At 63.8% G+C, this 25,020-nt stretch carries 23 protein-coding genes; 12 read left to right on the forward strand and 11 right to left on the reverse strand.

What is annotated here, in order from left to right:
* Nucleotides 1-238 precede the first annotated feature (238 nt).
* The 3 genes from QAZ22_RS04035 (at nucleotide 239) to QAZ22_RS04045 (ending at nucleotide 3,204) form a co-directional block, all read left to right on the forward strand.
* Nucleotides 239-601, forward strand: a complete 363-nt coding sequence (locus QAZ22_RS04035) for a septal ring lytic transglycosylase RlpA family protein (protein ID WP_278205685.1) — start codon at nucleotides 239-241, stop codon at nucleotides 599-601.
* Between the two features lie 236 nt (nucleotides 602-837).
* Nucleotides 838-2,115 carry a polyhydroxyalkanoate depolymerase gene (locus QAZ22_RS04040; protein ID WP_278205687.1) on the forward strand — a complete coding sequence of 426 codons (1,278 nt, stop codon included), beginning with the start codon at nucleotides 838-840 and terminating at the stop codon, nucleotides 2,113-2,115.
* Nucleotides 2,116-2,586: 471 nt separating this feature from the next.
* Nucleotides 2,587-3,204 carry a transglutaminase-like cysteine peptidase gene (locus tag QAZ22_RS04045; RefSeq protein WP_278205688.1) on the forward strand — a complete coding sequence of 206 codons (618 nt, stop codon included), beginning with the start codon at nucleotides 2,587-2,589 and terminating at the stop codon, nucleotides 3,202-3,204.
* A gap of 342 nt (nucleotides 3,205-3,546) precedes the next feature.
* Here the strand turns inward: QAZ22_RS04045 and QAZ22_RS04050 are convergent, their stop codons facing one another.
* The 4 genes from QAZ22_RS04050 to QAZ22_RS04065 are packed head-to-tail and all read right to left on the reverse strand — an operon-like array spanning nucleotide 3,547 to nucleotide 6,292.
* Nucleotides 3,547-3,909 (reverse strand): helix-turn-helix transcriptional regulator, encoded by a 363-nt coding sequence (locus QAZ22_RS04050; RefSeq protein WP_278205690.1) that lies wholly within the window; start codon nucleotides 3,907-3,909, stop codon nucleotides 3,547-3,549.
* Between the two features lie 25 nt (nucleotides 3,910-3,934).
* Entirely contained in the window at nucleotides 3,935-4,459 is a 525-nt protein-coding gene (locus tag QAZ22_RS04055; protein WP_278205691.1) for a Smr/MutS family protein, read from the reverse strand.
* The gene (locus tag QAZ22_RS04060) at nucleotides 4,456-5,562 is read right to left on the reverse strand and encodes a murein transglycosylase A (RefSeq protein ID WP_278205693.1); all 1,107 of its coding nucleotides are present in this window, start codon (nucleotides 5,560-5,562) and stop codon (nucleotides 4,456-4,458) included. The genes QAZ22_RS04055 and QAZ22_RS04060 overlap by 4 nt, the downstream gene beginning before the upstream one ends.
* Nucleotides 5,563-5,584: 22 nt before the next feature.
* Entirely contained in the window at nucleotides 5,585-6,292 is a 708-nt protein-coding gene (locus QAZ22_RS04065; protein WP_278205695.1) for a Tim44/TimA family putative adaptor protein, read from the reverse strand.
* Nucleotides 6,293-6,494: 202 nt separating this feature from the next.
* On the opposite strand from QAZ22_RS04065, the gene QAZ22_RS04070 reads away from it, so the two are divergent.
* Complete coding sequence (locus tag QAZ22_RS04070; protein ID WP_278205696.1) at nucleotides 6,495-6,992, forward strand: FxsA family protein; 498 nt, start codon at nucleotides 6,495-6,497, stop codon at nucleotides 6,990-6,992.
* A 394-nt stretch (nucleotides 6,993-7,386) separates the two neighbouring features.
* A complete protein-coding gene (gene secB, locus QAZ22_RS04075) occupies nucleotides 7,387-7,878 on the forward strand; it encodes a protein-export chaperone SecB (RefSeq protein ID WP_278205697.1) in 492 nt (163 codons plus the stop codon).
* Nucleotides 7,879-7,974: 96 nt separating this feature from the next.
* On the opposite strand, the gene QAZ22_RS04080 is transcribed toward secB, so the two are convergent.
* The 6 genes from QAZ22_RS04080 to QAZ22_RS04105 all read right to left on the reverse strand — a co-directional run bounded on the left by QAZ22_RS04080 (nucleotide 7,975) and on the right by QAZ22_RS04105 (nucleotide 13,697).
* Nucleotides 7,975-8,889, reverse strand: a complete 915-nt coding sequence (locus QAZ22_RS04080; RefSeq protein ID WP_278203224.1) for an IS110 family transposase — start codon at nucleotides 8,887-8,889, stop codon at nucleotides 7,975-7,977.
* Between the two features lie 726 nt (nucleotides 8,890-9,615).
* On the reverse strand, nucleotides 9,616-10,320 hold the full coding sequence (gene dnaQ / locus QAZ22_RS04085) for a DNA polymerase III subunit epsilon (protein WP_278205698.1): 705 nt from the start codon (nucleotides 10,318-10,320) through the stop codon (nucleotides 9,616-9,618).
* Nucleotides 10,321-10,428: 108 nt separating this feature from the next.
* Nucleotides 10,429-11,019 carry a dephospho-CoA kinase gene (gene coaE / locus QAZ22_RS04090; protein ID WP_278207785.1) on the reverse strand — a complete coding sequence of 197 codons (591 nt, stop codon included), beginning with the start codon at nucleotides 11,017-11,019 and terminating at the stop codon, nucleotides 10,429-10,431.
* A gap of 16 nt (nucleotides 11,020-11,035) precedes the next feature.
* Nucleotides 11,036-11,869 (reverse strand): shikimate dehydrogenase, encoded by an 834-nt coding sequence (locus tag QAZ22_RS04095; RefSeq protein WP_278205699.1) that lies wholly within the window; start codon nucleotides 11,867-11,869, stop codon nucleotides 11,036-11,038.
* Complete coding sequence (locus QAZ22_RS04100; RefSeq protein ID WP_278205700.1) at nucleotides 11,862-12,461, reverse strand: Maf-like protein; 600 nt, start codon at nucleotides 12,459-12,461, stop codon at nucleotides 11,862-11,864. The genes QAZ22_RS04095 and QAZ22_RS04100 overlap by 8 nt, the downstream gene beginning before the upstream one ends.
* Before the next feature lie 414 nt (nucleotides 12,462-12,875).
* Nucleotides 12,876-13,697, reverse strand: a complete 822-nt coding sequence (locus QAZ22_RS04105) for a pyruvate, water dikinase regulatory protein (protein WP_278205702.1) — start codon at nucleotides 13,695-13,697, stop codon at nucleotides 12,876-12,878.
* Between the two features lie 498 nt (nucleotides 13,698-14,195).
* Here QAZ22_RS04105 and hemE point away from each other — a divergent pair, with 498 nt between their 5' ends.
* The 3 genes from hemE (at nucleotide 14,196) to rho (ending at nucleotide 17,191) form a co-directional block, all read left to right on the forward strand.
* Nucleotides 14,196-15,224 carry a uroporphyrinogen decarboxylase gene (gene hemE, locus QAZ22_RS04110; protein ID WP_278205704.1) on the forward strand — a complete coding sequence of 343 codons (1,029 nt, stop codon included), beginning with the start codon at nucleotides 14,196-14,198 and terminating at the stop codon, nucleotides 15,222-15,224.
* Entirely contained in the window at nucleotides 15,221-15,757 is a 537-nt protein-coding gene (gene hemJ / locus QAZ22_RS04115) for a protoporphyrinogen oxidase HemJ (RefSeq protein WP_278205705.1), read from the forward strand. The genes hemE and hemJ overlap by 4 nt, the downstream gene beginning before the upstream one ends.
* A 168-nt stretch (nucleotides 15,758-15,925) precedes the next feature.
* Complete coding sequence (rho, locus tag QAZ22_RS04120; RefSeq protein ID WP_278205707.1) at nucleotides 15,926-17,191, forward strand: transcription termination factor Rho; 1,266 nt, start codon at nucleotides 15,926-15,928, stop codon at nucleotides 17,189-17,191.
* A gap of 281 nt (nucleotides 17,192-17,472) precedes the next feature.
* Here rho and QAZ22_RS04125 read toward each other — a convergent pair whose 3' ends face one another.
* A complete protein-coding gene (locus QAZ22_RS04125) occupies nucleotides 17,473-19,509 on the reverse strand; it encodes a thioredoxin domain-containing protein (RefSeq protein ID WP_278205708.1) in 2,037 nt (678 codons plus the stop codon).
* 116 nt (nucleotides 19,510-19,625) lie between these two features.
* On the opposite strand from QAZ22_RS04125, the gene mnmE reads away from it, so the two are divergent.
* From mnmE to QAZ22_RS04145, 4 genes are all read left to right on the forward strand, one after another.
* A complete protein-coding gene (gene mnmE, locus QAZ22_RS04130) occupies nucleotides 19,626-20,939 on the forward strand; it encodes a tRNA uridine-5-carboxymethylaminomethyl(34) synthesis GTPase MnmE (RefSeq protein WP_278205710.1) in 1,314 nt (437 codons plus the stop codon).
* Nucleotides 20,940-21,671: 732 nt separating this feature from the next.
* The gene (gene mnmG / locus QAZ22_RS04135; protein WP_278205711.1) at nucleotides 21,672-23,546 is read left to right on the forward strand and encodes a tRNA uridine-5-carboxymethylaminomethyl(34) synthesis enzyme MnmG; all 1,875 of its coding nucleotides are present in this window, start codon (nucleotides 21,672-21,674) and stop codon (nucleotides 23,544-23,546) included.
* 11 nt (nucleotides 23,547-23,557) lie between these two features.
* Nucleotides 23,558-24,199 carry a 16S rRNA (guanine(527)-N(7))-methyltransferase RsmG gene (rsmG, locus tag QAZ22_RS04140; RefSeq protein ID WP_278207786.1) on the forward strand — a complete coding sequence of 214 codons (642 nt, stop codon included), beginning with the start codon at nucleotides 23,558-23,560 and terminating at the stop codon, nucleotides 24,197-24,199.
* A gap of 17 nt (nucleotides 24,200-24,216) precedes the next feature.
* Nucleotides 24,217-25,014 carry a ParA family protein gene (locus tag QAZ22_RS04145; protein ID WP_278205712.1) on the forward strand — a complete coding sequence of 266 codons (798 nt, stop codon included), beginning with the start codon at nucleotides 24,217-24,219 and terminating at the stop codon, nucleotides 25,012-25,014.
* Nucleotides 25,015-25,020: the final 6 nt, after the last annotated feature.

The following is a 25,020-nucleotide window of genomic DNA, read 5'->3' on the forward strand; positions in this document are numbered from 1 at the left end:
AGGCAATCGCTTCCGCTTCTACTTGCGGATTGACGGCCGATCCTACTCGAGACTTCCCGCAATCCGGCTCGGTCTTCACAAAGAATACGCCTGCGTGCTCCGGAAATTTCATGACAAACTGTTTCGCGGCGACTCCAAACGTGTGCCTTTGCCATGGAACCGCCAGATCAATGCCGCATTTCCCGCCTCATTCGGCACTTACGGCGGGTTGTCTATAAACGGAGCCCACCCCTAAAAGATGAAGAAAACCAACCGCACCGCGCTTGTCGCGGTAACGATCGCGGCTGGCCTGACGGCTGGCGCGTCGAGCGCCTCCTCGGCCGCCGCGCAATGCGGACGCGCCTCTTGGTATGCGCTGCATTCGAGAACCGCTTCCGGCGAGCGCATGAACCCCGCCGCACTGACCGCAGCGCACCGCAGCTTGCCGTTCGGCACCAAGCTCAGGGTCACCAACAAGAACAACGGCCGCAGCGTCGTCGTGCGCATCAACGATCGCGGACCGTTCGTCAGGGGCCGCATGCTCGACCTTTCCCGCGGCGCCGCCAGCCAGCTCGGTTTTATCGGCTCGGGCCACACCGCGGTGTGCATGGCGCGCGTCTGATATGTCTGATATGTCCGGTAAGAGGGGCCGGACATATTTCCTACATATTTCGGCGGTGCACATTGAGCCGGCTGTGCCCTTCGAGCCGGTTTTCCAACGCTTTCGACGAAAGACCTATTCGTCACGCCACGTGACGTATTGCATCCCAACAGTATCTTGTTAACCTCGCTGCGAGACATTCGAGGCTCGGCGCTGCTCGTCGGCCCTTTGGTCGTCAGGTAGCAGCGAGGTTCCCGATGTTCTACCAGCTCTACGAAATGAACCATGCGGCGCTGCAGCCCGCCCGCCTCTACGCCGACGCGGTGCGGCTTTTCTATTCCAACCCGCTCAATCCCGTCTCGCACACGCCGCTCGGCCGTTCGGTCGCGGCAGCCGCCGAACTGTTCGAGCGCACCACGCGCCGCTACGGCAAGCCGCAATTCGGCCTGACCGAGACGGTGATCGACTGGAAGACCGTCGACGTCACCGAAAAGAACGTCTGGTCGAAGCCTTTCTGCAACCTCACCCGCTTCGAGCGTTCGCTTCCGGCGGGCCGCAAGCCGGACCCGAAGCTTCTGATCGTGGCGCCGATGTCCGGCCACTATGCGACGCTGCTGCGCGGCACGGTCGAGGCGATGCTGCCTCACGCCGACGTGCACATCACCGACTGGGTCGACGCCCGCATGGTACCGCTGTCGAAGGGGAGCTTCGATCTCGACGACTATATCGACTATGTCATCGACATGTTCCATGCGCTGGGTCCGGACACCCATGTGATGGCGGTCTGCCAGCCATCGGTGCCGGTGCTGGCGGCGGTAGCGCTGATGGAAAAGCGCGGCGATCCCTTCGTGCCGTCGACCATGACGCTGATGGGCGGTCCGATCGACACCCGCCGCAACCCGACCGCGGTCAATCTGCTGGCCGAGGAAAAGGGCATCGGCTGGTTCCGCGACAACGTCATCATGCAGGCGCCCTGGCCGGTGCCCGGATTCGGCCGCGAGGTCTATCCCGGCTTCCTGCAGCTCTCGGGCTTCATGAGCATGAATCTCGACCGCCATATCATCGCCCACAAGGACTTCTTCATGCACCTTGTGAAGAACGATGGCGACAACGCCGAGAAGCACCGCGACTTCTATGACGAATATCTGGCGGTGATGGATCTGACCGCCGAGTTCTACCTGCAGACCGTCGACACGGTGTTCGTGCGCCACGCCTTGCCGAAGGGCGAAATGACCCATCGCGGCGAGGCCGTCGATCCGAGCCTCATCCGCAACGTCGCCCTGTTCACCGTCGAGGGTGAGAACGACGATATTTCCGGCCTCGGCCAGACCCAGGCCGCGCACGACCTTTGCGCGAACATCCCGGCCGACAGGCAAGCCCATTACATGCAGCCGGCCGTCGGCCATTATGGCGTCTTCAACGGTTCACGGTTCCGGTCCGAGATCGTGCCGCGCATCGTCGACTTCATCGCCAGCTATGGCCGCCAGACCCGGGTGGCGGCGAAGCCCAAGCTGGTCCGCTCCGCCAAGAGCTGAGCACGGCGCCGAAACGCTTGCCCGGCGGCTATGCTTGCGCTGGCAGGTCGCGTGCCTTGGTGATCGGCCGAGACACCCGCTGCCTCGTCATCCTAGGGCGAAGCAAGGAGCGAAGCGACGCAGCGCAGACCCTAGGATCCATGCCGTTGCATACGAATGGTGCAGCGGTGCAGAACAACCTCCGTCTTGCGCCGCCTTTGCTCTTCGCGCAACCTCACGGCATGGATTCCAGGGTCTCCGCGACGGAGCTTCGCTCCTGCTTCGCCCTGGAATGACGAGGAGGCGTCTGCGCCGAAGGGAAGCTAACGGCGGGCGGTTTCGGGCGGGCGCCGACGGCGCTGTTGCGAAAGTGCCGCTGTCAGGATCGCGCGGGTAACCATGCCGTCAAACTAGCCGTTGTCTCTAATTGACACGGACTGTAAATCGCCTTTAACGTTTCGTTAATAAAAGAACAGGGCGGACCGGGGGACAATGACTTCCTCACCGATGACGCGGATGCTGCGCTTGTGCGCAGTCGCAGGGTTGGCGATCTCGGCTCACTGGGCGGTGCCGGCATGGGCGGCAGGCGCCATGGTCACCGGCGGCCTGACCTCGCAGCCGATCGGACACTACGATTTCTGCAAGGCGCATCCGAGTGAATGCAACATCCGCCCGGCCAATCTCGCGCCGGCCACGATGACCGACGGCCTGTGGCGCAGGCTGATCAGCGTGACCGCCAAGGTCAACGCCGCCGTCAAGCCGATGAGCGATCTCGACAATTACGCCAAGGACGAGGTCTGGACCTATCCGGACAACGGCTTCGGCGACTGCGAGGACTATGTGCTGGAGAAGCGGCGCGAGCTCTATCGCATGGGCATGTCGCTCGCCGATCTCTTGATCACCGTCGTGCGCAAGCCCGACGGCGAAGGCCATTCCGTGCTGACGGTGCGCACCGACAAGGGTGACTACATCCTCGACAATCTGACCGACAAGGTCAAAGCCTGGGACGCGACCGGCTACCGCTATCTCAAGCGCCAGGCGATCGACAACACCGGCCGCTGGGTCTCGATCCGCGACGGCCAGCCGGTGCTTGTGGGATCGGTGCAATAGGCAAAGCTGGCGGCGCCAATTTCGTCATTCCAGGGCGAAGCAAGGAGCGCAGCGACGCGGCGTAGTACACTGAAGCTTCGGCCCTCGCGCCGTCGTCATCCTATGGCGGAGCAAGGAGCGAAGCGACGCAGCGCAGACCATAGGATCCATTCCGTTACCTATAAGCGTCACCGCGGTGCATAACGACCTCTGTTCTGCGCCGCCTACCCTTCGCGCGAAGTCACGGAATGGATCCTCGGGTCTGCGCGTCCGCTTCGCTCCCGCTCCGCCCGTGGATGACGAAGTTCGGGCGCTTCGGCTAAACCCCACCCGCTAAACCCCACCCCTTGTCATCCGGGGTAACTATCCCCTCAGCGCCGCCCGAACCGATGCGGTGATCTTCCGCAGCTCCGCCTCGTCCAGTTTCTCGATGCTCTCGGCCAGGAGATTGGCCAGCTCGGTCGCGGCGGGCGACAGGCCGGAGGTATCGATCCTGACCCTGGGATGCGAGGTCTCGGCGAGGCGGGCGAGATCCTCCGCGTCGTCCCAGATGATGTTGAAATAGCCGATGATCTTCTGGATCAGCGTCCAGGTCGGCGCGCCGCGCCGGCCATGCTCCAGCGCCGACAGATAGGCGGCGCTGACGCCGATGGCCTGAGCCATCGCCTTCTGGCTGACGCCGCGCTCGGCACGCAATGCCCTGAGCTTCTCGCCGAACGGGGTCACCGTCGTGTCCTCAAGGCCGGCATCCTCATGACCGCGTCCGCCGCAAGCGGATATAGAGCGCGCCCGAGCCGCCATGATTGCGGGCGGCATGATCATGACTCGAAACAAGGTGCCGGAAGGCCGGTGTCGACAACCAGTGCGGCACCGAGCGCCGCAAGATCCCGTCGCCGCCCGAGGACGAGCCCTTGCCGGTGATGACCAGCACGTAGCGGATGCCGCCGGCATGCGCGCGGTGCAGGAAGCCGAGCAGCAGCGAATAAGCCTCGTCCTGCGTCATGCCATGCAGATCGACGCGGCCCTCGATCGGCAGCCGGCCTTTCTTCAGCTTGTCGAGCGTCTGGTCGTCGAGCGCATGCGAGACATGCTGCGGCTTCCGCTTCGCGGCAACGACCGAAACGCCGTTGGCCGGCGCGGACGCCGGCGCCGGCTTGGGCTCGACGATGTCTGGAATCTCGACCGCGGCCTTGCCTTTCAGCGGCCGCGTCGTCCGCGCCACCAGGTTCCATAGGATACGATCGTCCTCGCTGAGCTTGTCGTCGCGGCGGGTCACGCGCCCCTCCTGTCGACCAGCCCGCGCGGGACCAGCGCGTAGAAGTCGGCGGCGTCGCGCACAACGCCGGCGATTTCGCCGGCGGCATCGCCTGAGCCCGCGAAGAGATCGCCCCGCGCCGGACCGGTGATGGCCGAGCCGGTGTCCTGCGCGATCATCAGCCGCCGGAACGGTTTCCGGTCGAAGGCCGTGAGCGTCGGCGCATCGATGTAGAAGGGCGTGCCGAAGGTGTGCAGCAGCCGGTCGACGGCGACCGAGCGGCCGGGCGTCAGCGGCACCTTGGCGGCGGCGATCGGGCCGAGCGCCGTATCCTCGACCGGCGCTTCGCGGAAGAAAATGTAGGAGCGGTTCCGCCAGAGGATCTCGTCGACGCGGTTGGGATGCGCCTTGAACCAGGCGCGGATCGACTGCATCGTCACCTTCGCAAGCGGGATTTCGCCGAGCTCGCTCAGGATCTTGCCCGGACCGGTGAAGCGCTGGCCGGATTTGGCGGCGTAGGTGACGCGGGAGAGCCTGCCATCGGTCATCTTTAGTCGCGCCGCGCCCTGGACGTGGATGAAGAAGGCGTCGACCTTGTCGGCGAGCCAGGCAATCTCGAGCTTCCGGTCGGAAAGCGCGCCGCGCTCGATCTCGCCGCGGTCGAAATATTCGACCGGACCGGCAGGCGTATCGCGCGCGAAGGCGAGATAGGGGTCCATGCCGCCACGGCGGTTTTTGTCATCGATGTCGATCAAATCGGCGGGGCGCGAGAGCAGCGGCACGGTGAACCGCTCCGTCCTCGCCGGCGAGGCCTCGGCCTCCGGCTCGTAGAAGCCGGTGACGAGGCCGGCGCCGCCGTTGTCCGCCGTCACCAGTGCGGGAACGAAATGGCGCTCGAAGAACGATCGCGCCTCGGACCGATTCGTCGGTGAAACGGTCCGCGCTTCGGCGTAGGCCTCGGCAAAGCCGTCGAACGCGACGCCGAGCGAACCGGTGCGGTAGGGCTTGGTCGGCGCGTGGAAAGCGGAGCGTCTAAACGCCGCGAAAGCGGCGAGATGGTCGTCCGCGTCCCAGCCCTGCAGGTCGCCGAAGGATTTTTGGATGAATGTGGGAGAGAGCGGCACGACCTGGCCCCGCCGCTTGGTCTCAGTCTTCTTCTTCCGTGGCGACGAGCTTCCAGTTCGGATCCCGCGAGCGGGTATCGCGGAAGAAGGTCCAGACGTCCTTGACCTCGGCGACCTTCTCGGGATCGCCGTCGATGACGGCGCCGACCTTGTCGCGGGTCGCCGAAATCAGCTCGCTGACGATGCGCAGCGTGATATGCGCCTCCGAGCCCTTCATCTCGGCGGCGACGATATCGACCTTGTCGATGCCGACAAAGGAAGACTGGATCTTTTCCGCCTTCGCCTCGCGCTCGCCGATCGCGGCAACGAAGCTGTCATAGACTTCGCGCGACAACAGGTTCTTCAGCGTTTTGCGGTCGCCGTCGGCAAAGGCCATGACGATCATCTCATAGGCCATCTTGGCGCCGTCGATGAAGGTCTTCGGATCGAAGGTCGGATCGTTGTCCTTGATCGTGCGCAGACCCTTGTTGAGATCGGTATCCGGTTTGGCGAAGGCGTCGATCGCGGCATAGGTCTCGGCCGTCGCCTCCCCCGGCATGCGCTTGCGCGGCAGCGACACCACATTCTCGGATTTCTGCGCCGCGTCCTGGTCGCGCGTGCGGCTTGCCGAATAAGGGTCGAAAGGCGGGCGCTCGTTTCCGGTGCGACGGCCCAGCACGTTGCGGAGCTGGAAGAAGATCACCACCGCCGCAATCAAGAAGAAAATCGTGCCGAAGTCGAAGAAACCCATATCTTCCGCCAATTCGATCCCTGTCCTGGCCGGACCACCAGAGCCCCTAGGATGGCGGCGGTCGCATAGCGTTCATTACCCAAAGCATATAGAACGGCGGGCGCAATCATTCAAATCAAAGGCAGCCATACCTATCTAATGGCCCCAGTGCCAGCGGCGATTGCCCGCGAGGCCGCAAAAGAAGAAAGCGATCGATAGAGATTTGCGACTTTCAATCTTCCCGCTGTTCCTGATCCTGCTGCCGCTTCTGGAGATAGCAGGCTTCGTCGTCGTCGGCCGCGAAATTGGCGCGCTGGCGACGGTCGGGCTCGTCATCCTTTCCAGCATCGCAGGCAGCCTGCTGCTTCGCCACCAGGGTTTCGGGGTGATGGCGCGGGTGCGGGCGGAAATGGATGCCGGACGCGATCCCAGCCGCCAGCTCGCGCATGGCGCGATGATCGTGCTGGCGGCGGTCCTGCTCATCATTCCAGGCTTCATCACCGACATCATCGCCATCCTGCTGCTCCTGCCGCCGGTGCGGGATCTCGCCTGGCGCCTGCTCAAGAACCGCATCGTGATGGCGACCAGCTTCAGCAGCGGCTTTTCAGCCCGCCGGCGCGACAGGGTCATCGATCTCGACGACAGCGATTACACGCGTGAGGACGACTTCAAACGCGGGCCGGACCACAATTCCCCCTGGCGGCGACTGAAGGATGACTAGGTCTTTCGACCAAAGGATTGAGCAGTCGTAGCATTGGCAAGTAGGACGCCTATCGCTTCGTCATCCTATGGCGGAGCAAGGAGCGAAGCGACGCGGCGCAGACCATAGGATCCAGCCGTGACCTGGGAGCACCGTCCGCGGCGAAGAATTCTGCTCCGCAGCATTCTTCGGCCGAGGTCACGGCATGGATTCCAGGGTCTTCGCGACGCCGCTTCGCGGCTGCTCCGCCCTGGAATGACGAGGTTGGAGCGCTTTGGCCAATCCCCAGCGTTTGCGCTTCCCGTTCCGTCTGCCGATAAAGGCAGCAAAACTTGTTTTGTCCTGCCGAGCATGGTAGCGAACCCGCGATTTCAATCCGGTCAGCAATGCTGCCCAGGCAAAAGGACAAAGGCTCATGGCCAGCAACGATGACGCCGCCGCCAATGGCAACGGCAACCAGGCACAGCCCTCGCTCAACGTGCTTGCGCAATATGTGAAGGACCTGTCCTTCGAAAGCCCTGGAGCGCCGAACTCGCTGCGCGGCCGCGACAAGGCGCCCGGCATCGCCATCAATGTCAACGTCAACGCCAATCCGCTTTCGGACAAGCAGTTCGACGTCAATCTGACGTTGAACGCCAAGGCCTCCTTCGATCAGGAAGTGCTGTTCAACGTCGAGCTGGTCTATGGCGGCGTCTTCGCCATCAGCGGCTTCCCGCAGGAGCACATGCTGCCGATCCTGTTCATCGAGTGCCCGCGGCTTCTGTTCCCCTTCGCCCGTCAGATCATCGCGGACGCCACCCGCAATGGCGGCTTCCCGCCGCTGATGCTCGACCCGATCGATTTCGCGCAGATGTTCCAGCAGCGCATCGCCGAGGACCAGGCCGCGAGCAAGGTCCAGGTGAGCTGAGACAGGCTTGGCCGGTTGGTCGAGAAGCCCGGCCTAGCGCCGGGCTTTTATTTTCTTCGACCTTCGCGAATTGCCGCTACGACATCTCGCTCGTCATCAACTCTGAAGGATCGAGGCGTCTCTAAGCCTAGCGTTTAGGGTGACGATGATCTTTCGCATGACGGCGGCGATGGCCACCATTGGCTTCTTGCCGTTGGCGCGAAGGCGTTTGTAGAATGGTGCGAACTCGCCCCTTCCGGCAGCGGCGTGCAAGGCGGGCATGTAGAGCATGCTCCTGACCTCTGGTCGTCCGCCACGGATTTTGCGGTAGCCGTGTTTTTGGCCACTGTCGTTTGGATGAGGCGCGAGCCCTGCAAGGGCTGCAGCCTTGCGGCGTGTCATGGACCCCAGTTCGGGCAAGGTGGCCAAGAGCTTGGCCGCCACGATCGGGCCGAGACTGTCCATGGCCGTGCAGATGGCTGCCCGGTGCTTGAGGGTGGTGCTGTTGGCGACGAGCTCGCGGATGTCGGCCTCGATGGCCTTGATCTGATTGTCGATGGCTTTGATCAGCGCCTTGAAGGAGGCGGCGAGCTCGCGGCCGCCGGGAGCCTTGAGGCGGTTCTTCTCGGCGCCCCTGAGGGCTATGAGCTCCTGGCGGCGGCGGACCAAGGCGCGCAGGCGGATCTCCTCAGCGTCTGGAGCCTGCCACAGGCACAGCTTATCCCAGCGCTCACGGCCATAGGCCCAAAGCATGCCGGCATCGATGGCGTCGCTCTTGCCGTGCGTGCCGTAGGAGCGGATGAAGCTCTTGACCTTGAGCGTGTCGGCACGATGGCAGGCGATACCGGCGCGCAGGCACTCCTCGAGCAGCAGGCTTTCATGGCCGCCGGTCGGCTCGCACACGACAAGGTCGATGTGTTTGTAGCTCTTGAGCAAGGCACGGATCGTGCGCCGCTGATTGGCGATAGTGCGGGTGGTGGCGCCGTCACAGACGGTGATGGTGTCCTTGGCGATGTCGAAGCCGAGGCACAATTGCGGTTGTGATGCAGGAAGGCCATGCTGGTGGTATCCTTAAAGGGCTTCGGATTGTTTGCGGGCGTGGCGTGAGCCGGCGGCCAATCAACTCTCCAAGCGATGGCGGACAAAGACGGCAGGGACCTTGATGACGTCGGGTGCTACCCGGTCCCAGGGACGGTCGCCTGCCGCCGGGACTGCTGGCTGTGATGGGCCGCAGTCCCGGCCGCCAAACTACCCGATCCTTCTCAAACAATCCTAGGGCGGAGCAGGAGCGAAGCGACGCAGCGCAGACCCTAGGATCCATGCCGTTACGCTAAAGCATTGCAACGGTTACAGAATTTTGCACCGTTGCACTCTGCGGCGACGGTCACGGCATGGATACTCGGGTCAAGCCCGAGTATGACGAAAGAATGGGCGATACAGCTAACCGCGTGGGTTGGCGCCAACGAGCAAGTGCTCAACCTACAGCCGCTTATTGTTGGCTCGGCTGGCTCCGACCTTCGCGATTTGCCATGACGAATCGTCCGGCCGTCATCCTAGGGCGGAGCAAGGAGCGAAGCGACGCGCGCAGACCCTAGGATCCATGCCGTTACGCTAAGGCGTTGCGACGGTTACAGAATTCTGCACCGTTGCACTCTACGGCAAGGGTCATGGCATGGATACTCGGGTCAAGCCCGAGTATGACGAATTCATGAGGGTTTCCGCTAGCTAATCTCCGAGGTAGGCACCAGAAGCGGCCGCTCAACCGGCAGCCACCTTCAGCCACAACGCCTTTTCGCCGAGCGTGCCGACGAGGCCGGCATGGGCAGCGCGATCCGCCTCTGTGAGGCGCGGCGGCAGGGCGATCGGCCGAGCGCCGATCGAGATGTCGATATCGACCACCTCGCCGGCGCCGTTCATCTGCACGGCCACGGTCTCGAGGACCAGCGCCGCCTGCTTGCCGCCGATGAGCTCAATGTAGACCTCGGCCAGCAATTCGGAGTCGAGCAGCGCGCCGTGCTTGGTGCGGCGGGTGTTGTCGATGCCGTAGCGCCGGCAAAGCGCATCCAGCGAATTCGGGCCCATCGGATGCTTGCGGCGCGCCAGCGCCAGCGTGTCGACGATGCGGCCGGGATCGATGGCCGGATGGTCGAGCCGGCTGAATTCGAGGTTGAGGAAACCGATGTCGAACGTGGCGTTGTGGGCGATCAGCTTGGCGCCGTCGGTGAAGGCCAGCCATTCGTCGGCGATTTCGGCGAAGGTCGGCTTGCCGACCAGATCGGCGGCGCTGATGCCGTGCACGGCCTGCGCCTCGGCATGAATGGCGCGCCCCTGCGGATTGATGAATTTGTGGAAGGTGCGGCCGGTCGGGAAGCGGTTGACCAGCTCGACGCCGCCGAGCTCGATGATGCGGTCGTCGCGCAAATCGAGGCCGGTGGTTTCGGTATCGAAGATGATCTCACGCATTTCGAATCAGCTTGCTCCAGGAGGGCAGAATCATACACCGGAACAAAATGGCAATGGGGGCTGCTGACAACAGGCGTCAGGAAGCGTTTTTGCCGGACTTATCCCCGGTCAATTCTTGGCCATCGTCAAATCGCCGACGATGGCGGTGACCGCCGCCCGCGCGGCGTCAAAACCATGGCCGGTGTCGACGATGAAATCGGCCTGACGGCGCTTCTCGGCGTCCGGCACCTGCTTGGCAAGGATGGAGGCGAATTTCTCCTCGCTCATGCCGGGCCTTTCGAGCACACGGGAGCGCTGCACCTCGGCAGGCGCGGTGACGACCACGACCTTGTCGACGCGGTTGCGGCCGCCTGTTTCGAACAGCAGCGGGATGTCGAGCACGGCGAGCGGCGCGCCGGCGGCACGGTGCCTGGCCAGGAACGCATCGGCATCGGCGCGCACCAGCGGATGGATGATCGCCTCGAGCTTCTTCAGCGCCGCGGGATCGCCCAGCACCTTCTCGGCCAGCCGGGCGCGATCGACCACGCCCGCCTTCGTCGTGCCGGGAAAGGCCGCTTCGACCAGAGGCGCCGCCTTGCCGGCATAGAGCCGATGCACGGTCTCGTCCGAATCATGCACCGGCACGCCGGCCTCGGCGAACATTTTTGCGGTGGTCGACTTGCCCATGCCGATCGATCCGGTGAGGCCGAGCACGATCATGGCTTTGCCCGCCATCTCAATGCGTTTCGATATCGGCGACGATCATGCGCCGCAATTCGGGCGTGACTTCCGGCCGCTTGCCGAACCAGCGCTCGAAACCGGGCACCGCCTGATGCAGCAGCATGCCGAGGCCATCGACCGTCTTCAGGCCGCGCGCTCTGGCCGCGGCCAGAAGCGGCGTCTCCAGCGGCACATAGACGATGTCGGTGACGATGGCATGGCCGGGCAGACCCGCCGGATCTGCGGCGAGGGTTTCGTTGCCGTGCATGCCGAGCGCGGTGGTGTTGATGAGCAGGCCGGCATCGGCAAGCAGTTCGCCGGCCGCACCGGCTGCATGCGCGGAAACGCCGGCACCGAACCGGTCGGCGAGTTCCTCAGCCCTTGCCAACGTGCGGTTGACGATGCGGATGTCGCTCACGCCGCGCTGCTTCAGCGCGTGGATGACCGCGCGGGACGCGCCGCCCGCGCCCAGCACCACGGCCGGCCCGTTCGCCGCCCAGCCAGGGGCGTGTTCGTCGAGATTGCCGGCAAAGCCGAGACCGTCGGTGTTGCCGCCCCACAAGACACCGTCTTCCAGCCACAGCGTGTTGACCGCGCCGATTGCTTCGGCCGCCTCGTCGCGGCGCTCGACCAGGACAAAGGCCGCTTCCTTGTGCGGTATGGTGACGTTGCCGCCGCGATAGCCGTTCTCGCCCAGCGATTTCAGGAACGCGGCGAAGTCGTCCGGCGCGATGTCGATCGCGTGGTAGCTGCCGTCGATGCCGTATTTCGCCAGCCAGTAGCCGTGAATCTTCGGCGAGCGCGAATGCGCGATCGGATGGCCGGTGACGAAAGCCTTTCGCTCAGCCATCGATCGCTCCCAGCGCGCGCAGCTCTTTCAGCACCGGCAGGAGCGGCAGGCCGACGATCGTGAAATAGTCGCCTTCGATCTTTTCGAAGAGCTGGATGCCCTCGCCCTCGATCTGGTAGGCGCCGACACTTGCCAAAGCCTTGGCGCCGACGCGCGCCAGGTGCCGGCCGATGAAGGCGGGATCGAGCTTGCGCATGGTCAGGCCGGCGACGCCGACATGGCGCCACAGCACTTCGCCGTTGCGGCAGAGCACGGCGGCGCTGTTCAGCTGATGCGTCTTGCCCGACAAAGCCAGGAGATGCCTCCTCGCGCCTTCCATGTCGGCCGGCTTGTGGAATATCTCGTCGCCGAGCGACAGCGTCTGATCGCAGCCGAGCACCAGCGCGCCCGGTCTGCGCTCGCTGACATCGGTCGCCTTGGCTTCGGCCAGGATCGCAGCGACATCTTCGGGAGACACGCCGCTGTCCTGCAAAGGCGCCTCGAGCGCCCGCTCGTCGACGTCGGCCGGCACCGCCTCAATGTCGAGCCCGGCATTGACGAGCATCGCCTTGCGGAACGGGCTGCCCGAAGCGAGGATGATTTTCTCGGCCATGGTTTTCGCCAACTAGCTCCCTTTGTTGGTTCCGGCCGGTTGGGCGCTTTGCCGGCGACCGAGATTCCATTGCTGGTCCGTTGCGCCAGCACAAACCGTGGAGATTAGCCGGAGCCATCTCCAACGTCGTCATCCTAGGGCGAAGCAGGAGCGAAGCTCCGTCGCGGAGACCGTAGGATTCCATGCCGTTCACTCGATCGAAGAGCGCAACGGAGCAGAATTCTGCATCGTCGCAACGCTTCGGCGTCACGGCATGGATCCTGGGGTCTGCGCCGCGTCGCTTCGCTCCTTGCTGCGCCTCAGGATGACGAAGCGATGGGCGTTTCGGCCAATCTCCAAGGCATGCGATCCGTCGTGACTTTTCGATCTACCCGGCGACAGTGGCAGGTCCACCCTCACCCGGCTCGATCTCCGTTATCTCGTCTTTCCGCGCAGGGCAACGATGGCCGCGGCCGTTTCCTCGATCGAGCGCCGGCTGACGTCGATCATCGGCCAGCCATGTTTCGTGCATAGCTGGCGTGCATAGGCGAGCTCTTCGTTGATCGCGGCGCGATCGACATAGTCGGTCGAAACATAGGGTGCGGTGTTGCCGAGGATGCGGTTCTGGCGGACATGCGAGATGCGCTCGGCGGTGGCGACCAGGCCGACGATCAGCGGCGTCTTGGCGGCGATCAGGCTTTCCGGCAACGGCACGCCGAGCACGATCGGAATGTTGGCGGTCTTGATGCCGCGATTGGCGAGGTAGATGCTGGTCGGCGTCTTCGAGGTGCGCGAGATGCCGATCAGCACGATATCGGCATCGTCCATGTTCGCCGGAAGCTGGCCGTCGTCATGCTCCATGGTGAAGTTCAGCGCATCGATGCGGCGGAAATATTCGGCGTCGAGCACATGCTGGGCGCCGACGCGCCGCCCGGCAGGCGTGCCGAGATAGGACTGGAAGACGCTGAGCACGGGTTCCAGCACCGAGACGCAAGGCAGGCCCATGGCGGCGCAGCGTTCGTCGATGCTGCGCGCCAGCTTCTGGTCGACGACCGTATAGAGAATGATGCCGGGCTCTTCCTCGATATCCTCGAACACCTTGGCGACCTGCTTTTCGGTGCGGATCAGCGGATAGATGTGCTCGATGGCGCGCGCATCCTTGTATTGGGCGGACGCGGCGCGGCCGGCCGCCAGCAGGGTCTCGCCGGTGGCGTCGGAAATCAGATGCAGGTGGAAGAAGCTTTGCGGTTTGTTCACAGGGGGTGGTTCCAGACTGTGGGCAATTGTGGACAAGGCTGGATGAGGAAGCCTGGTCGCTGGGGGCGACTGTATCAGATGGCACCTTGTCCACAATTCGCCCCGCTGTAGGCTTTGTCGCGGCGCTGGGGACAAAACTGGGGATCAACTTTTCTTGGGCGATATCGTCCACAGCGCAAGACCTGGAAGCGGGAATGCCAAACTGCTGACTCGAAAGCCGGAATCCGATTCTTCCCCAGATCCCTCCAATTTGCGAATGAGGCTGCGCGACAATATGCTGACTGGCCTTTTCGAGCGGCAGACGGGACAGGTCGCAACCACCACAACCAACAGACTCTTAGAATCAGAAGACTCTTTTAAAATAGATATTTGATTTAAGAGGGCGCGGCGCATGACCCCGAACCAAAGGTTCGGAAAGCATCAAGCGCCAGACAAAAAGTGCTACAGCGTCCTTTGCGCGTCTTAGGACGCGAGGCGCTGGAGAGGGACGAACGCTGAATGCCTGGGAAACGGATCATGCTGGACGTCCTCAAGGGCGAGACGGTTTCACCGCCGCCGCTCTGGATGATGCGTCAGGCAGGCCGCTATCTCCCTGAGTATCGCGAGACCCGGAAACGAGCCGGATCCTTCCTCGACCTCTGCTACGATCCCGATCTTGCCGTCGAAGTGACGCTGCAGCCGATCGAACGCTTCGGCTTCGATGCCTCGATCCTGTTCTCAGACATCCTCGTCGTTCCCAATGCGCTCGGACGGGAAGTCCGCTTCGAAGAGGGACATGGGCCGATCCTGAAGCCGATTGCCGCGGCTGAGATTCCAGCTCTGAACGGCGAAACGTTTCACGTGAATCTCGAACCGGTCTACGAAACGGTCCGCCGGCTGCGCGCGAAGCTGCCGGACCAAACGACGCTGATCGGCTTCTGCGGCGCGCCCTGGACGGTGGCGACCTATATGATTGCCGGCCACGGCACGCTGGACCAGGGGCCGGCGCGGCTTTTCGCCTATCGCGAGCCGGAGGCTTTCGGGCGGCTTCTGAAGATACTGGCCGACTATTCGGCCGCGTATCTCATCCGTCAGATCGAGGCAGGCGCCGATGTGGTGCAGATTTTCGATTCCTGGTCGGGCGTGCTCGACGAGGCTTCCTTCGAGGCGTTCTGCGTCGAGCCGGTGGCGGAGATCGTGCGTCAGGTGATGGCGGCATATCCCGATGTGCCGGTGATCGGCTTTCCAAAAGGCGCCGGCGAGCGCTATCGCGAGTACAGGAAGAAGACGGGCATCGCCGGTCTCGGCCTCGACTGGACAGTGCCGTTGTCGATGGCGAAGGAGCTGCAAGGTGAAGGCGCGGTGCAGGGCAATCTCGACCCGTTGCGGCTGGTCGCCGGCGGCAAGGCGCTGGCCGACGGCGTCGACGCCATTCTTCGCACGCTGGGCGGCGGGCCGCTGATCTTCAATCTCGGCCATGGCATCACGCCGGAAACGCCGGTGGCGCATGTCGAGGCCATGGTGAAAATGGTGAGGAGCCGAGGATGACCGGCAAGAACGATGATAACAGCACCGGCCAGGCGATGAAGCGCATGACGATCGGCATTGTCGTTCTCGTCGTGCTGACCGCCCTGCTCTACCTCACAGCACCCGACAGCTTCTATCCCTGGGCGAAGGCGATCCATGTCATTGCCGTCATCTCCTGGATGGCCGGCATGCTCTATCTGCCGCGGCTTTTCGTCTATCACGTCGAAGCCGAGAAGGGTTCCGTGCAGTCAGAGACCTTCAAGGTGATGGAGCGCCGGCTGCTGAGGGCGATCATCAATCCGGCGATGACCCTGACTTGGGTCTTCGGCCTCTGGCTCGCCTGGAAAGGCTTTGGATTCCAGGGCGGCTGGCTGCACGCCAAGATCCTCGCGGTGCTGTTGCTTTCAGGCCTGCATGGCTATCTCGCCGGGGCGGTGAGAAAATTTGCCGAGGACCGAAACGAAAAGCCGGCGAGGCACTGGCGGATCGTCAATGAAATCCCCACATTGCTGATGATCGTCATCGTCATCCTGGTCGTCGTGAAGCCGTTCTGAGGCTTCTCCACACCCGGCAAAAGGCGGCTTGCTCTTTCAGACGACGGACGATAAAAGACGGGTCTTCCTTCCCGTCACGCGCCGCCCTTTTTTCGCTTCGGCCGCGCTCGGCATTTGTCGCATACCAGCCGATATTTTCTCCCCAAAAGCCTACCCAGAGTCCATCTAATGCAAGAAATGAAACTCGCAGAGTTCAAGAACAAGAAGCCGCCGGAGCTGATCGCCTACGCCGAATCGCTCGAGGTGGAGAACGCCAGCGTCATGCGCAAGCAGGAGCTGATGTTCGCGATCCTGAAGAAGCTCGCCACCCAGGACATCGAGATCATCGGCGACGGCGTGGTCGAGGTGCTGCAGGACGGTTTCGGTTTCCTGCGCTCGGCCAATGCAAACTACCTGCCAGGTCCCGACGACATCTATATCTCGCCCTCGCAAATAAGGCGCTTTTCGCTGAAGACCGGCGATACCGTCGAAGGACCGATCCGCAGCCCGAAAGAGGGCGAGCGCTATTTCGCGCTGCTCAAGGTCAACTCGATCAATTTCGACGACCCGGAAAAGATCCGGCACAAGATCCATTTCGACAATCTGACGCCGCTCTACCCGACCTCGCGGCTGAAGATGGAGGTCGACAATCCCACCAGCAAGGACATCTCGCCACGCGTGATCGACCTGGTCGCGCCGATCGGCAAGGGGCAGCGCGCGTTGATCAATGCGCAGCCGCGAACCGGCAAGACGGTGCTGTTGCAGAACATCGCGCATTCGATCACCGCCAACCATCCGGAATGCTACCTGATCGTGCTTCTGATCGACGAGCGTCCGGAGGAAGTCACCGACATGCAGCGCTCGGTGAAGGGCGAGGTGATCTCCTCGACCTTCGACGAGCCGGCTGCGCGCCACGTCCAGGTCGCCGAGATGGTGATCGAGAAGGCCAAGCGCCTGGTCGAACACGGCCGCGACGTCGTCATCCTGCTCGATTCGATCACGCGTCTCGGCCGCGCCTACAACACCGTCGTGCCGTCATCCGGCAAGGTGCTGACCGGCGGTGTCGACGCCAACGCGCTGCAGCGGCCGAAGCGCTTCTTCGGCGCCGCCCGCAACATCGAGGAGGGCGGCTCGCTCACCATCATCGCCACGGCGCTGATCGATACCGGCAGCCGCATGGACGAAGTGATCTTCGAAGAGTTCAAGGGCACCGGCAACTGCGAAATCCAGCTCGACCGCAAGGTGGCCGACAAGCGCATCTATCCGGCGATCGACATCCTCAAATCCGGCACCCGCAAGGAAGACCTGCTGGTTCCGCGGCAGGACCTGCAGAAGATCTTCGTGCTGCGCCGGATTCTCGCGCCGATGGGAACGACCGACGCGATCGAGTTCCTCATCGACAAGCTCAAGCAGACCAAGACCAACGCCGACTTCTTCGATTCGATGAATACGTGATTGGGTGAGGCGGGGAGCATCCCGTTTCGCCGGAAGAAGATGGCTCCTCGGTTGGAGTGAATGGCGATTGTTGGCGCTGCCCCTCATTGCCCTGCCGGGCATTTCTCCCCGTGAACGGGGAGAAAGAGGCAGCTTGTACGCAGCGCTCCTTCTTGCAACGCTGGGGATTGGCGAAATCGGCGGCGATAGCGCCCTTCTCCCCGTTCACGGGGAGAAGATGGCGGCAGCCAGATGAGGGGCGGCGCCGACGCTCGAAAACAGGGCATATGAGGGATTCCGGCTTACGTGCCGTTGGAGTCTGGCCTTCGCCGCAACAACCCTTCCAACTCGCCCGCATCAGTCACCGCCGGCAGGCACACCTGTCCGCTGCAGAACCAGGCGCCAAGCTTGTCCGTCGGCGGCAGCACGCCGCCGGGCAAAAGCGGTCGATTCGTTTCCGTACCAATCGTCACGACGATATCGACCCGACGCGGATCGGGATTTCGATTCATGACCGGAACGAGGCTTGGAGATTCCGGCTTGTCTATGATGACGAGCTTCAGCGGTTCGAGCGCCAGCGCGCAGGCGTTGACGATGCCGGCTTGGCCATAGGCCTGTTGCGCGGCGCGGCCCATGGCGAGCTCGGCGGTCGTCCAGGCTTTCTCCCAAAGGTCGAGATCGCCGGTGAGCGAGGAGAGCCGCACCAGCGCTTCGACGATCTGGCCGGTGGCCGACGGGATCGCTTCGTCGGCATCGCCGCGGATGCGGATCGGAACGTCGCCGCTGTCCGACGCCGTCAGGTAGTAGCCGGTGTTTTCGCCGTCCTGATGCCAGCGGTCGAGTTCCGTGACGAACCGTCGGGCGTGATCGGAGTACGCCTCATCGCCGGTCGCCTCGAACAGGGCGATCGCCGCGTTGGTCATGGCGGCATAGTCGCTCGACAGCGCCGGAAAGAGTTTCTTGTCGGCCAGCATCGAATGCGGCAAACGGCCATCCCGGCCGGCTTCGACGATATGGGCAAAGGCCTTGGCCGCGGCGTCGATCCATTCGCGCCGACCGAGGGAACGGCCGGCTTCCGCAAGCGCCGCGATCGTCAGGCCGTTCCAGTCGGTAAGCGCCTTGCCGTCGCGGCCCGGCCTGACCCGCTTTTCCCGGATGGCCAGCAGCTTCGCCTTCAGCGGCGCGAGCCGGGCGTAATCGGCGATACCCTGGCGTTGCTGGGCTTCGCTCTGGCGGATGATCGGCTTGCCTTCCCAGCCATGCGGGGCAGCCAGCTCGAAATATTGGAAGAATGGACCTGAATCGCCGCCGAGCGCGGTTTCGACCTCTTCCCTGCTCCAGGTGTAGAAAAGCCCCTCCTCGCCGTCGCTGTCGGCATCGAGGCTGGCGGCGAAGGCGCCGCCATCGGCGCGCATCTCGCGAAGCAGCCAGGCGACGGTTTCTTCGATTCGTATGCGGAACAAGTCGTTGCCGGTGGCCGCGAAGGCCCAGTTGCACATGCGGATGAGCTGGGCGTTGTCGTAGAGCATCTTTTCGAAATGCGGCACCAGCCATTGGTCGTCGGTCGAATAGCGGCTGAGACCGCCGCCGACATGATCGTAGATGCCGCCGGCGAGCATTTTTTCCAGGCTGGCGAGCACGGCGTCGCGATGCGCGGTCTGGCCGTCGCGTAGCCAGGACAGCCACAGGCTGTGCATGAAGGGCGCATTGGGGAATTTGGGAGCGCCGCGCAAGCCGCCGAGATCGCGGTCGATCATGCCGTCGATGCGGCCCGCAAGATCGGCAAGGGCCTCGCGGTCGAGCACCGCCTTGCCTTTCGCGCCGGCCAGCCGCTGTTCGACATGGGCGGTCAGCCCGTCGGCGCTTTCGGCGAGGCTTTGCTGCTTTTCGCGCCAGGCCTTGTCGACCGCTTCCAGCACCTGGACGAAGCCCGGCCGGCCGTAGCGGGCCTCGCGCGGAAAATAGGTGCCGCCCCAGAAAGGCTTGCCGTCGGGCGTGAGAAACATCGTCAGCGGCCAGCCGCCCTGCTCGCCCATGGCATGGAGCGCCGCCATATAGATCTGGTCGATGTCCGGCCGCTCCTCACGATCGACCTTGATATTGACGAAGAGCCGGTTCATGACGGCGGCGACGGCGTCGTTCTCGAAGCTTTCATGCGCCATGACATGACACCAGTGGCAGGCGGCATAGCCGATGGAGAGTAGGATCGGCCGTCCGAGATCCTTGGCTTCGGCAAGCGCTGCCGGCGACCACGCCCGCCAATGCACCGGATTGCCGCTGTGCTGCTGCAGATAGGGGCTGGCTTCTTCGGCAAGCAGGTTTCGCGCGGGTAAGGTCACGATGGGCGGCTCGGCTTGGTTGATGAGCGAAGCAATTCCGGGAAAGCCGCGCAGCGGCTTCCGTGCGGAACGGTGCGTGAAGGAAGATACCTAGGGTGGTTCGGCAGGTCGGGCAAATGGTAACTTCGAAGGATTCGATCGTGGCGCTGTCGAGCGGCCGCCTGCCCGCCGGCATTGCCGTGATCCGCATCTCCGGCCCCAACACTCGATTCGTAGTCGAAACAATCGCCGGCGGCGGCGTTAAGGATCGATTTACCACGCTGCGCAAGCTGAAGGCGTCCGACGGTTCGATCATCGATCACGGACTTGTCCTGTTCTTCCCCGGCCCCGGCAGCTTCACCGGCGAGGACGTTGCCGAGTTCCATGTCCACGGCAGCCGCGCCGTTGCCGCCAAGATGCTGGAAACGATCGTCGGTTTCGAGGGCGTCAGACATGCCGAGCCCGGCGAATTCACCCGGCGCGCCTTTCTTAACGGGAAGCTCGATCTGGTCGAGACCGAGGCGCTGGCCGATCTGGTCAACGCCGAGACGGAGGCCCAGCGCCGCTTCGCCCTGCGCAATGCCGAAGGAGCGCAGAGCGAACTTTATGCGAGCTGGCGCCGCCGGCTGATCCATGCGCGGGCGATGATCGAAGCGGAGATCGACTTCGCCGACGAAGAGGACGTGCCGGGCTCCGTGTCCGATGCGGTTTGGGCCGAGGTGGCGGCGATGATCGACGAAATCGAGCGTCACATCCAAGGTTTCAAGGCGGCCGAAATCATCCGCGACGGCTTCGAGGTCGTCATCCTCGGTGCGCCGAACGCCGGCAAGTCCAGCCTGTTCAACGCGCTGGCCAAACGCGAGGCGGCGATCGTCACCGACGAGCCGGGCACCACGCGAGACCTGCTCGAAGTGGTGCTGGACCTCAACGGGATGCGGGTGCGGATCGTCGATACGGCGGGGCTGCGCGAGACCACCGGGAAGGTGGAGACGATCGGCATCGAACGGGCGCGCGCCAAGGCCGGCGGCGCGGACCTGGTCCTCCTGCTGGAAGACATGGTCGATCCGCAGTCGGTGGGCGAGGTTCCGACAGGCGTTCCGTTGCTGAAGATCGGAACGAAGGCCGATCTCAAGGGTACGCTCAACGGTGACTATGACCTGGTCATCTCCTCCAAGGACGGCTCAGGACTTTCAGGACTGCTGGATGAGATCGCGCGGCGCGCGGCCGCGGCGATCGGCAACGCGAGTGATGTCCTGCCGTCCAGGCTGCGCCATGTCGAGCTGCTGAGGCAGGCGAAGGACTTTCTCGTCGCGGCGGTATCGGGGCAGAGCCAGGAGTTGCGCGCGGAGGAACTGCGGCTGGCAACCGACCGGCTCGGACGGATCGTCGGCGCGGTGGATGTCGAGGACATGTTGGATGTCATCTTCTCGCAGTTCTGCATCGGCAAGTGATTCACGTGAAACGAGACACCGCATGATTCACGTGAAACAGCGCGGCGGCGCTACGGAGTGGGCGGGGAGCTGCGTCAATTCAATTAGGCCAGGACGAGAGCCGCTGCATTCCTTCGCGCCCCCCTCTGCCCTGCCGGGCATCTCCCGCACTTGGGCTACGGCATGCACACATTTCTAGGCGGCTGGTTGGTGATGGCGTGCATGGCAGCTTGGCGCATGCATTGTCTTATGTAGCGCTGGTCGACCCCCACTCCGTCTCGGCTTCGCCGAGCCACCTCTCCCCCGATCGACGGGGTTGAGGAAAGGCGCCAAGCCTCTTGCCGTCAACGCTCGTCCAGCAAGGCTCCCTTCCTTTCCCTCCGGAGGGGGAAAGGTGGCGCTGCGAAGCAGCGACGGATTGGGGGAACCACGTGGCAATCAAGCCTCAGGTCGATCAGTCACGCCAGTCACAGAAGATGTGTGTATGCCGCAAGCACTTGGGGGGAGACTGGCAGTTCTGCCGAAGGCGCCATCCCTGCAACGTTGGCGATTGGCGAAAGCGAGGGTGACGTCTGATCTCCCCCCTTGTGGGGAGATGGCCGGCAGGCCAGAGGGGGGCGCTGTCCCGCCGACTTCCCAACGGATGACCCGCCCGGCTATTCATTGTTTCACGTGAAACGAATCCTCCCCTTCGCCTTGACAGCGCCGAGCCGCGGGGACATGTGTCGGTAATCTTGAAGCCGGATTCTTGAAATGACCAATCACTATGACGTGGTGGTGGTGGGCGGCGGCCATGCCGGATGCGAGGCGGCAAGCGCTGCAGCGCGTGCCGGCGCCAGGACCGCGCTGGTGACGCTGCGTTTCGACACGATCGGCGTCATGTCCTGCAACCCGGCCATCGGCGGCCTGGGCAAGGGACATCTCGTGCGCGAGATCGATGCCATGGACGGGTTGATGGGGCGCATTGCCGATGCCGCCGGTATCCAGTTCCGCCTGCTCAATCGCCGCAAGGGCCCCGCCGTGCGCGGGCCGCGCACCCAGGCCGACCGCAAGCTCTATCGGCTGGCCATGCAGGCCGCGATCAGCGAGCAGGCCAATCTCGACGTGGTCGAAGGCGAAGTTCTGGATCTCGAGATCGAAGACGGGCAGGTCGCGGCCGTGCTGGTCTCGGGCGATCGGCGCCTCGCCTGCGGCGCCGTGGTGCTGACCACCGGCACCTTCCTGCACGGGCTGATCCATATCGGCGAAAGGAAGATCGTCGCCGGCAGGATGAACGAGCAGGCAAGCCACGGGCTTTCGGCCACGATGGCCCGCACCGGCTTCAAGCTCGGGCGGCTCAAGACCGGGACGCCCCCTCGCCTCGACGGTCGCACCATCGACTGGGCGTCGCTGGACGCCCAAGCGGCGGACGATGATCCGGTGCCGTTTTCGCTGATGACCGACCGCATCGCGAATCCGCAGATCCGTTGCGGGATCACGCGCACGATGCCGGCCACCCATGAGCTGATCCGCGCCAATCTCGGCCGCTCGGCCATGTATTCCGGCTCGATCGAAGGTGTCGGGCCGCGTTACTGCCCATCGATCGAGGACAAGATCGTCAAGTTCGGCGACCGCGAAGGCCACCAGATTTTCCTGGAGCCGGAAGGCCTCGACGACGACACGGTCTATCCGAACGGCATCTCGACCTCGCTGCCGGAAGATGTGCAGCTCGACATTTTGAAGACCATACCCGGGCTGGAGAAGGCGACGATGCTGCAGCCGGGTTATGCGATCGAATACGATCATGTCGATCCGCGCGAGTTGTCAACGACTTTGGAGACGAAGCGTGTCGCCGGCCTGTTCCTGGCCGGGCAGATCAACGGCACGACCGGCTATGAGGAAGCCGGCGCGCAAGGCCTGCTTGCCGGCATCAACGCAGCGCGCAAGGCGTCGGCGAGCGAGCCGGTCGTGCTCAGCCGCACGGAGGCCTATATCGGCGTGATGGTCGACGACCTCACCAGCCGCGGCATCGCCGAGCCCTATCGCATGTTCACCTCGCGGGCCGAGTTCCGGCTTTCGCTGCGGGCCGACAATGCCGACGAGCGACTGACGCCCCTGGCCGATCGGCTCGGGATAGCCTCATCGGAGCGCATGCGCCGGTTCGACGAGATGGCGGGCAAGCTCGACGATGCTCGCGCGCTGGCAAAGTCGGTCACCCTCACGCCGAACGAAGCGGCGCGGCATGGGCTTGAGATCAACAAGGACGGCGTGCGCCGCTCGGCCTATGAGCTGCTTGCACATCCGGGCGTCGACATGGCTTGGCTGAAACGCGTCGAGCCCCGCTTCGCCGAGCTCGATGCGAAGACGACCGAGCGGCTCGAGACGGAAGCAAAATATTCCGTCTATCTCGAGCGCCAGCAGGCCGACGTTGCGCAGATTAGGCATGAAGAGTCGCGGTTGATCCCGGAGAGCATCGACTTTTCCGATGTGCCGGGCCTCTCCAACGAGTTGAAGCAGAAGATGAAGCTGCGCCAGCCGCGTTCGATCGCCGATGCGCAGCGCATGGAAGGCATGACGCCGGCGGCGCTTGCGATCATCGTCGCTCACGTCCGCAATGCCGAGCTCGTCGCGAGAAGGTCTGTGGCGTGAGCGCCGATGACCTGGGCGCCAGTGCTTGGGCGGACCTGCAGGGGGCGGCGGGTCCGGTTTCACGTGAAACATTCGAGCGGCTGCAGGCGTTCGAGCAGCTCTTCCTGAAATGGAACCGCAGCATCAATCTGGCGGCGCCGTCGACGCTGGACGACGTCTGGCGCCGCCACATCCTGGACAGCGCGCAACTGGCGCGAATCGCTCCTGCAGCTACGCGGTGGGTCGACCTCGGTTCGGGCGGCGGCTTTCCCGGATTGGTGCTCGGTTTCCTGCTGGCTGAGCGGCCGGGCGCCTCGATCGATCTGGTCGAGAGCAACCGCAAGAAGGCGTCGTTCCTGCAATCGGTGATCGGCCAGTTCGGCCTGCCGGCGCGGGTGCTCGCGCGACGCATAGATGATAGCTATGCCTTTGTTACCGAACCGGAAATCGTCACGGCGCGAGCGCTGGCCGCGCTTCCGGACCTGCTCGATCTCGCCGCGCCCTGGCTGACTAAAGGAGCACGAGCGCTTTTCCACAAAGGCCGGGATTACCGGGCCGAAGTGGAAGAAAGCGCTCACCGCTGGGCCTTCGATCTGGTAGAACATCCAAGCATGACCGACCCTCACGGCATCATCCTGGAAATCACCGATCTGCGCTCGGCGACCCCGCAATGAATTACTGGCATCGACCCATGAAAACTGGACCGCGTATCATCACTGTCGCCAACCAGAAGGGCGGCGTCGGCAAGACGACGACGGCTATCAATCTGGCCACGGCGCTGGCCGCGATCGGCGAGCGCGTGCTGATCGTCGACCTCGATCCGCAGGGCAATGCCAGCACCGGCCTCGGCATCGACCGCAAGGATCGCACGGTCTCGTCCTATGACGTGCTGACCGGCGAGCTCGATCTGGAGGCAGCCGCGATGCCGACGGCAGTACCCGGCCTGTCCATCATACCGTCGACGCTCGACCTGCTCGGCATCGAGATGGAGATCGCCTCGGCGCCCGACCGCGTGCTCAGGCTGCGCAATGCGCTGCGCGCCGCCGCCGAGCGGGCGGCGCCGTTCGGCTACGTGCTGATCGACTGCCCGCCCTCGCTCAATCTTTTGACCTTGAATTCAATGGCGGCAGCCGATTCCGTTCTGGTGCCGCTGCAATGCGAGTTCTTCGCGCTCGAAGGCCTCAGCCAATTGCTCGAGACGGTCGAGCAGGTTCGCGGAACGATCAATCCGGATCTCACCATCCAGGGCATCGTGCTCACCATGTATGACGGGCGCAACAACCTCGCCAATCAGGTGGTGCAGGATGTGCGCACCCATATGGGCGACAAGGTCTACGAGACGATCATCCCGCGCAACGTGCGTGTTTCGGAAGCGCCGTCCTATGGCAAACCGGCGATCCTCTACGATCTCAAATGCTCGGGCAGCCAGGCTTATCTGCAGCTCGCCTCCGAGGTGATCCGCCGCGAGCGCAAGCTGCGCGCCGCTTGAACCGCA

The sequence above is a fragment of the Mesorhizobium sp. WSM4906 genome (assembly GCF_029674625.1).
Lineage (GTDB): Bacteria > Pseudomonadota > Alphaproteobacteria > Rhizobiales > Rhizobiaceae > Mesorhizobium.

What these genes read in the sequence shown, in the direction of transcription:
- QAZ22_RS04035 (WP_278205685.1), top strand. Translation starts at nt 239, where the DNA reads ATGAAGAAAACCAACCGCACCGCGCTTGTCGCGGTAACGATCGCGGCT.
- hemJ (WP_278205705.1), top strand. Translation starts at nt 15,221, where the DNA reads ATGACCGGCAAGAACGATGATAACAGCACCGGCCAGGCGATGAAGCGC.
- dnaQ (WP_278205698.1), bottom strand. Translation starts at nt 10,320, where the DNA reads ATGCGTGAGATCATCTTCGATACCGAAACCACCGGCCTCGATTTGCGC.
- rho (WP_278205707.1), top strand. Translation starts at nt 15,926, where the DNA reads ATGCAAGAAATGAAACTCGCAGAGTTCAAGAACAAGAAGCCGCCGGAG.
- QAZ22_RS04100 (WP_278205700.1), bottom strand. Translation starts at nt 12,461, where the DNA reads ATGGCCGAGAAAATCATCCTCGCTTCGGGCAGCCCGTTCCGCAAGGCG.
- QAZ22_RS04095 (WP_278205699.1), bottom strand. Translation starts at nt 11,869, where the DNA reads ATGGCTGAGCGAAAGGCTTTCGTCACCGGCCATCCGATCGCGCATTCG.
- QAZ22_RS04040 (WP_278205687.1), top strand. Translation starts at nt 838, where the DNA reads ATGTTCTACCAGCTCTACGAAATGAACCATGCGGCGCTGCAGCCCGCC.
- QAZ22_RS04045 (WP_278205688.1), top strand. Translation starts at nt 2,587, where the DNA reads ATGACTTCCTCACCGATGACGCGGATGCTGCGCTTGTGCGCAGTCGCA.
- QAZ22_RS04145 (WP_278205712.1), top strand. Translation starts at nt 24,217, where the DNA reads ATGAAAACTGGACCGCGTATCATCACTGTCGCCAACCAGAAGGGCGGC.
- QAZ22_RS04065 (WP_278205695.1), bottom strand. Translation starts at nt 6,292, where the DNA reads ATGGGTTTCTTCGACTTCGGCACGATTTTCTTCTTGATTGCGGCGGTG.
- mnmG (WP_278205711.1), top strand. Translation starts at nt 21,672, where the DNA reads ATGACCAATCACTATGACGTGGTGGTGGTGGGCGGCGGCCATGCCGGA.
- hemE (WP_278205704.1), top strand. Translation starts at nt 14,196, where the DNA reads ATGCCTGGGAAACGGATCATGCTGGACGTCCTCAAGGGCGAGACGGTT.
- secB (WP_278205697.1), top strand. Translation starts at nt 7,387, where the DNA reads ATGGCCAGCAACGATGACGCCGCCGCCAATGGCAACGGCAACCAGGCA.
- coaE (WP_278207785.1), bottom strand. Translation starts at nt 11,019, where the DNA reads ATGATCGTGCTCGGCCTCACCGGATCGATCGGCATGGGCAAGTCGACC.
- mnmE (WP_278205710.1), top strand. Translation starts at nt 19,626, where the DNA reads ATGGTAACTTCGAAGGATTCGATCGTGGCGCTGTCGAGCGGCCGCCTG.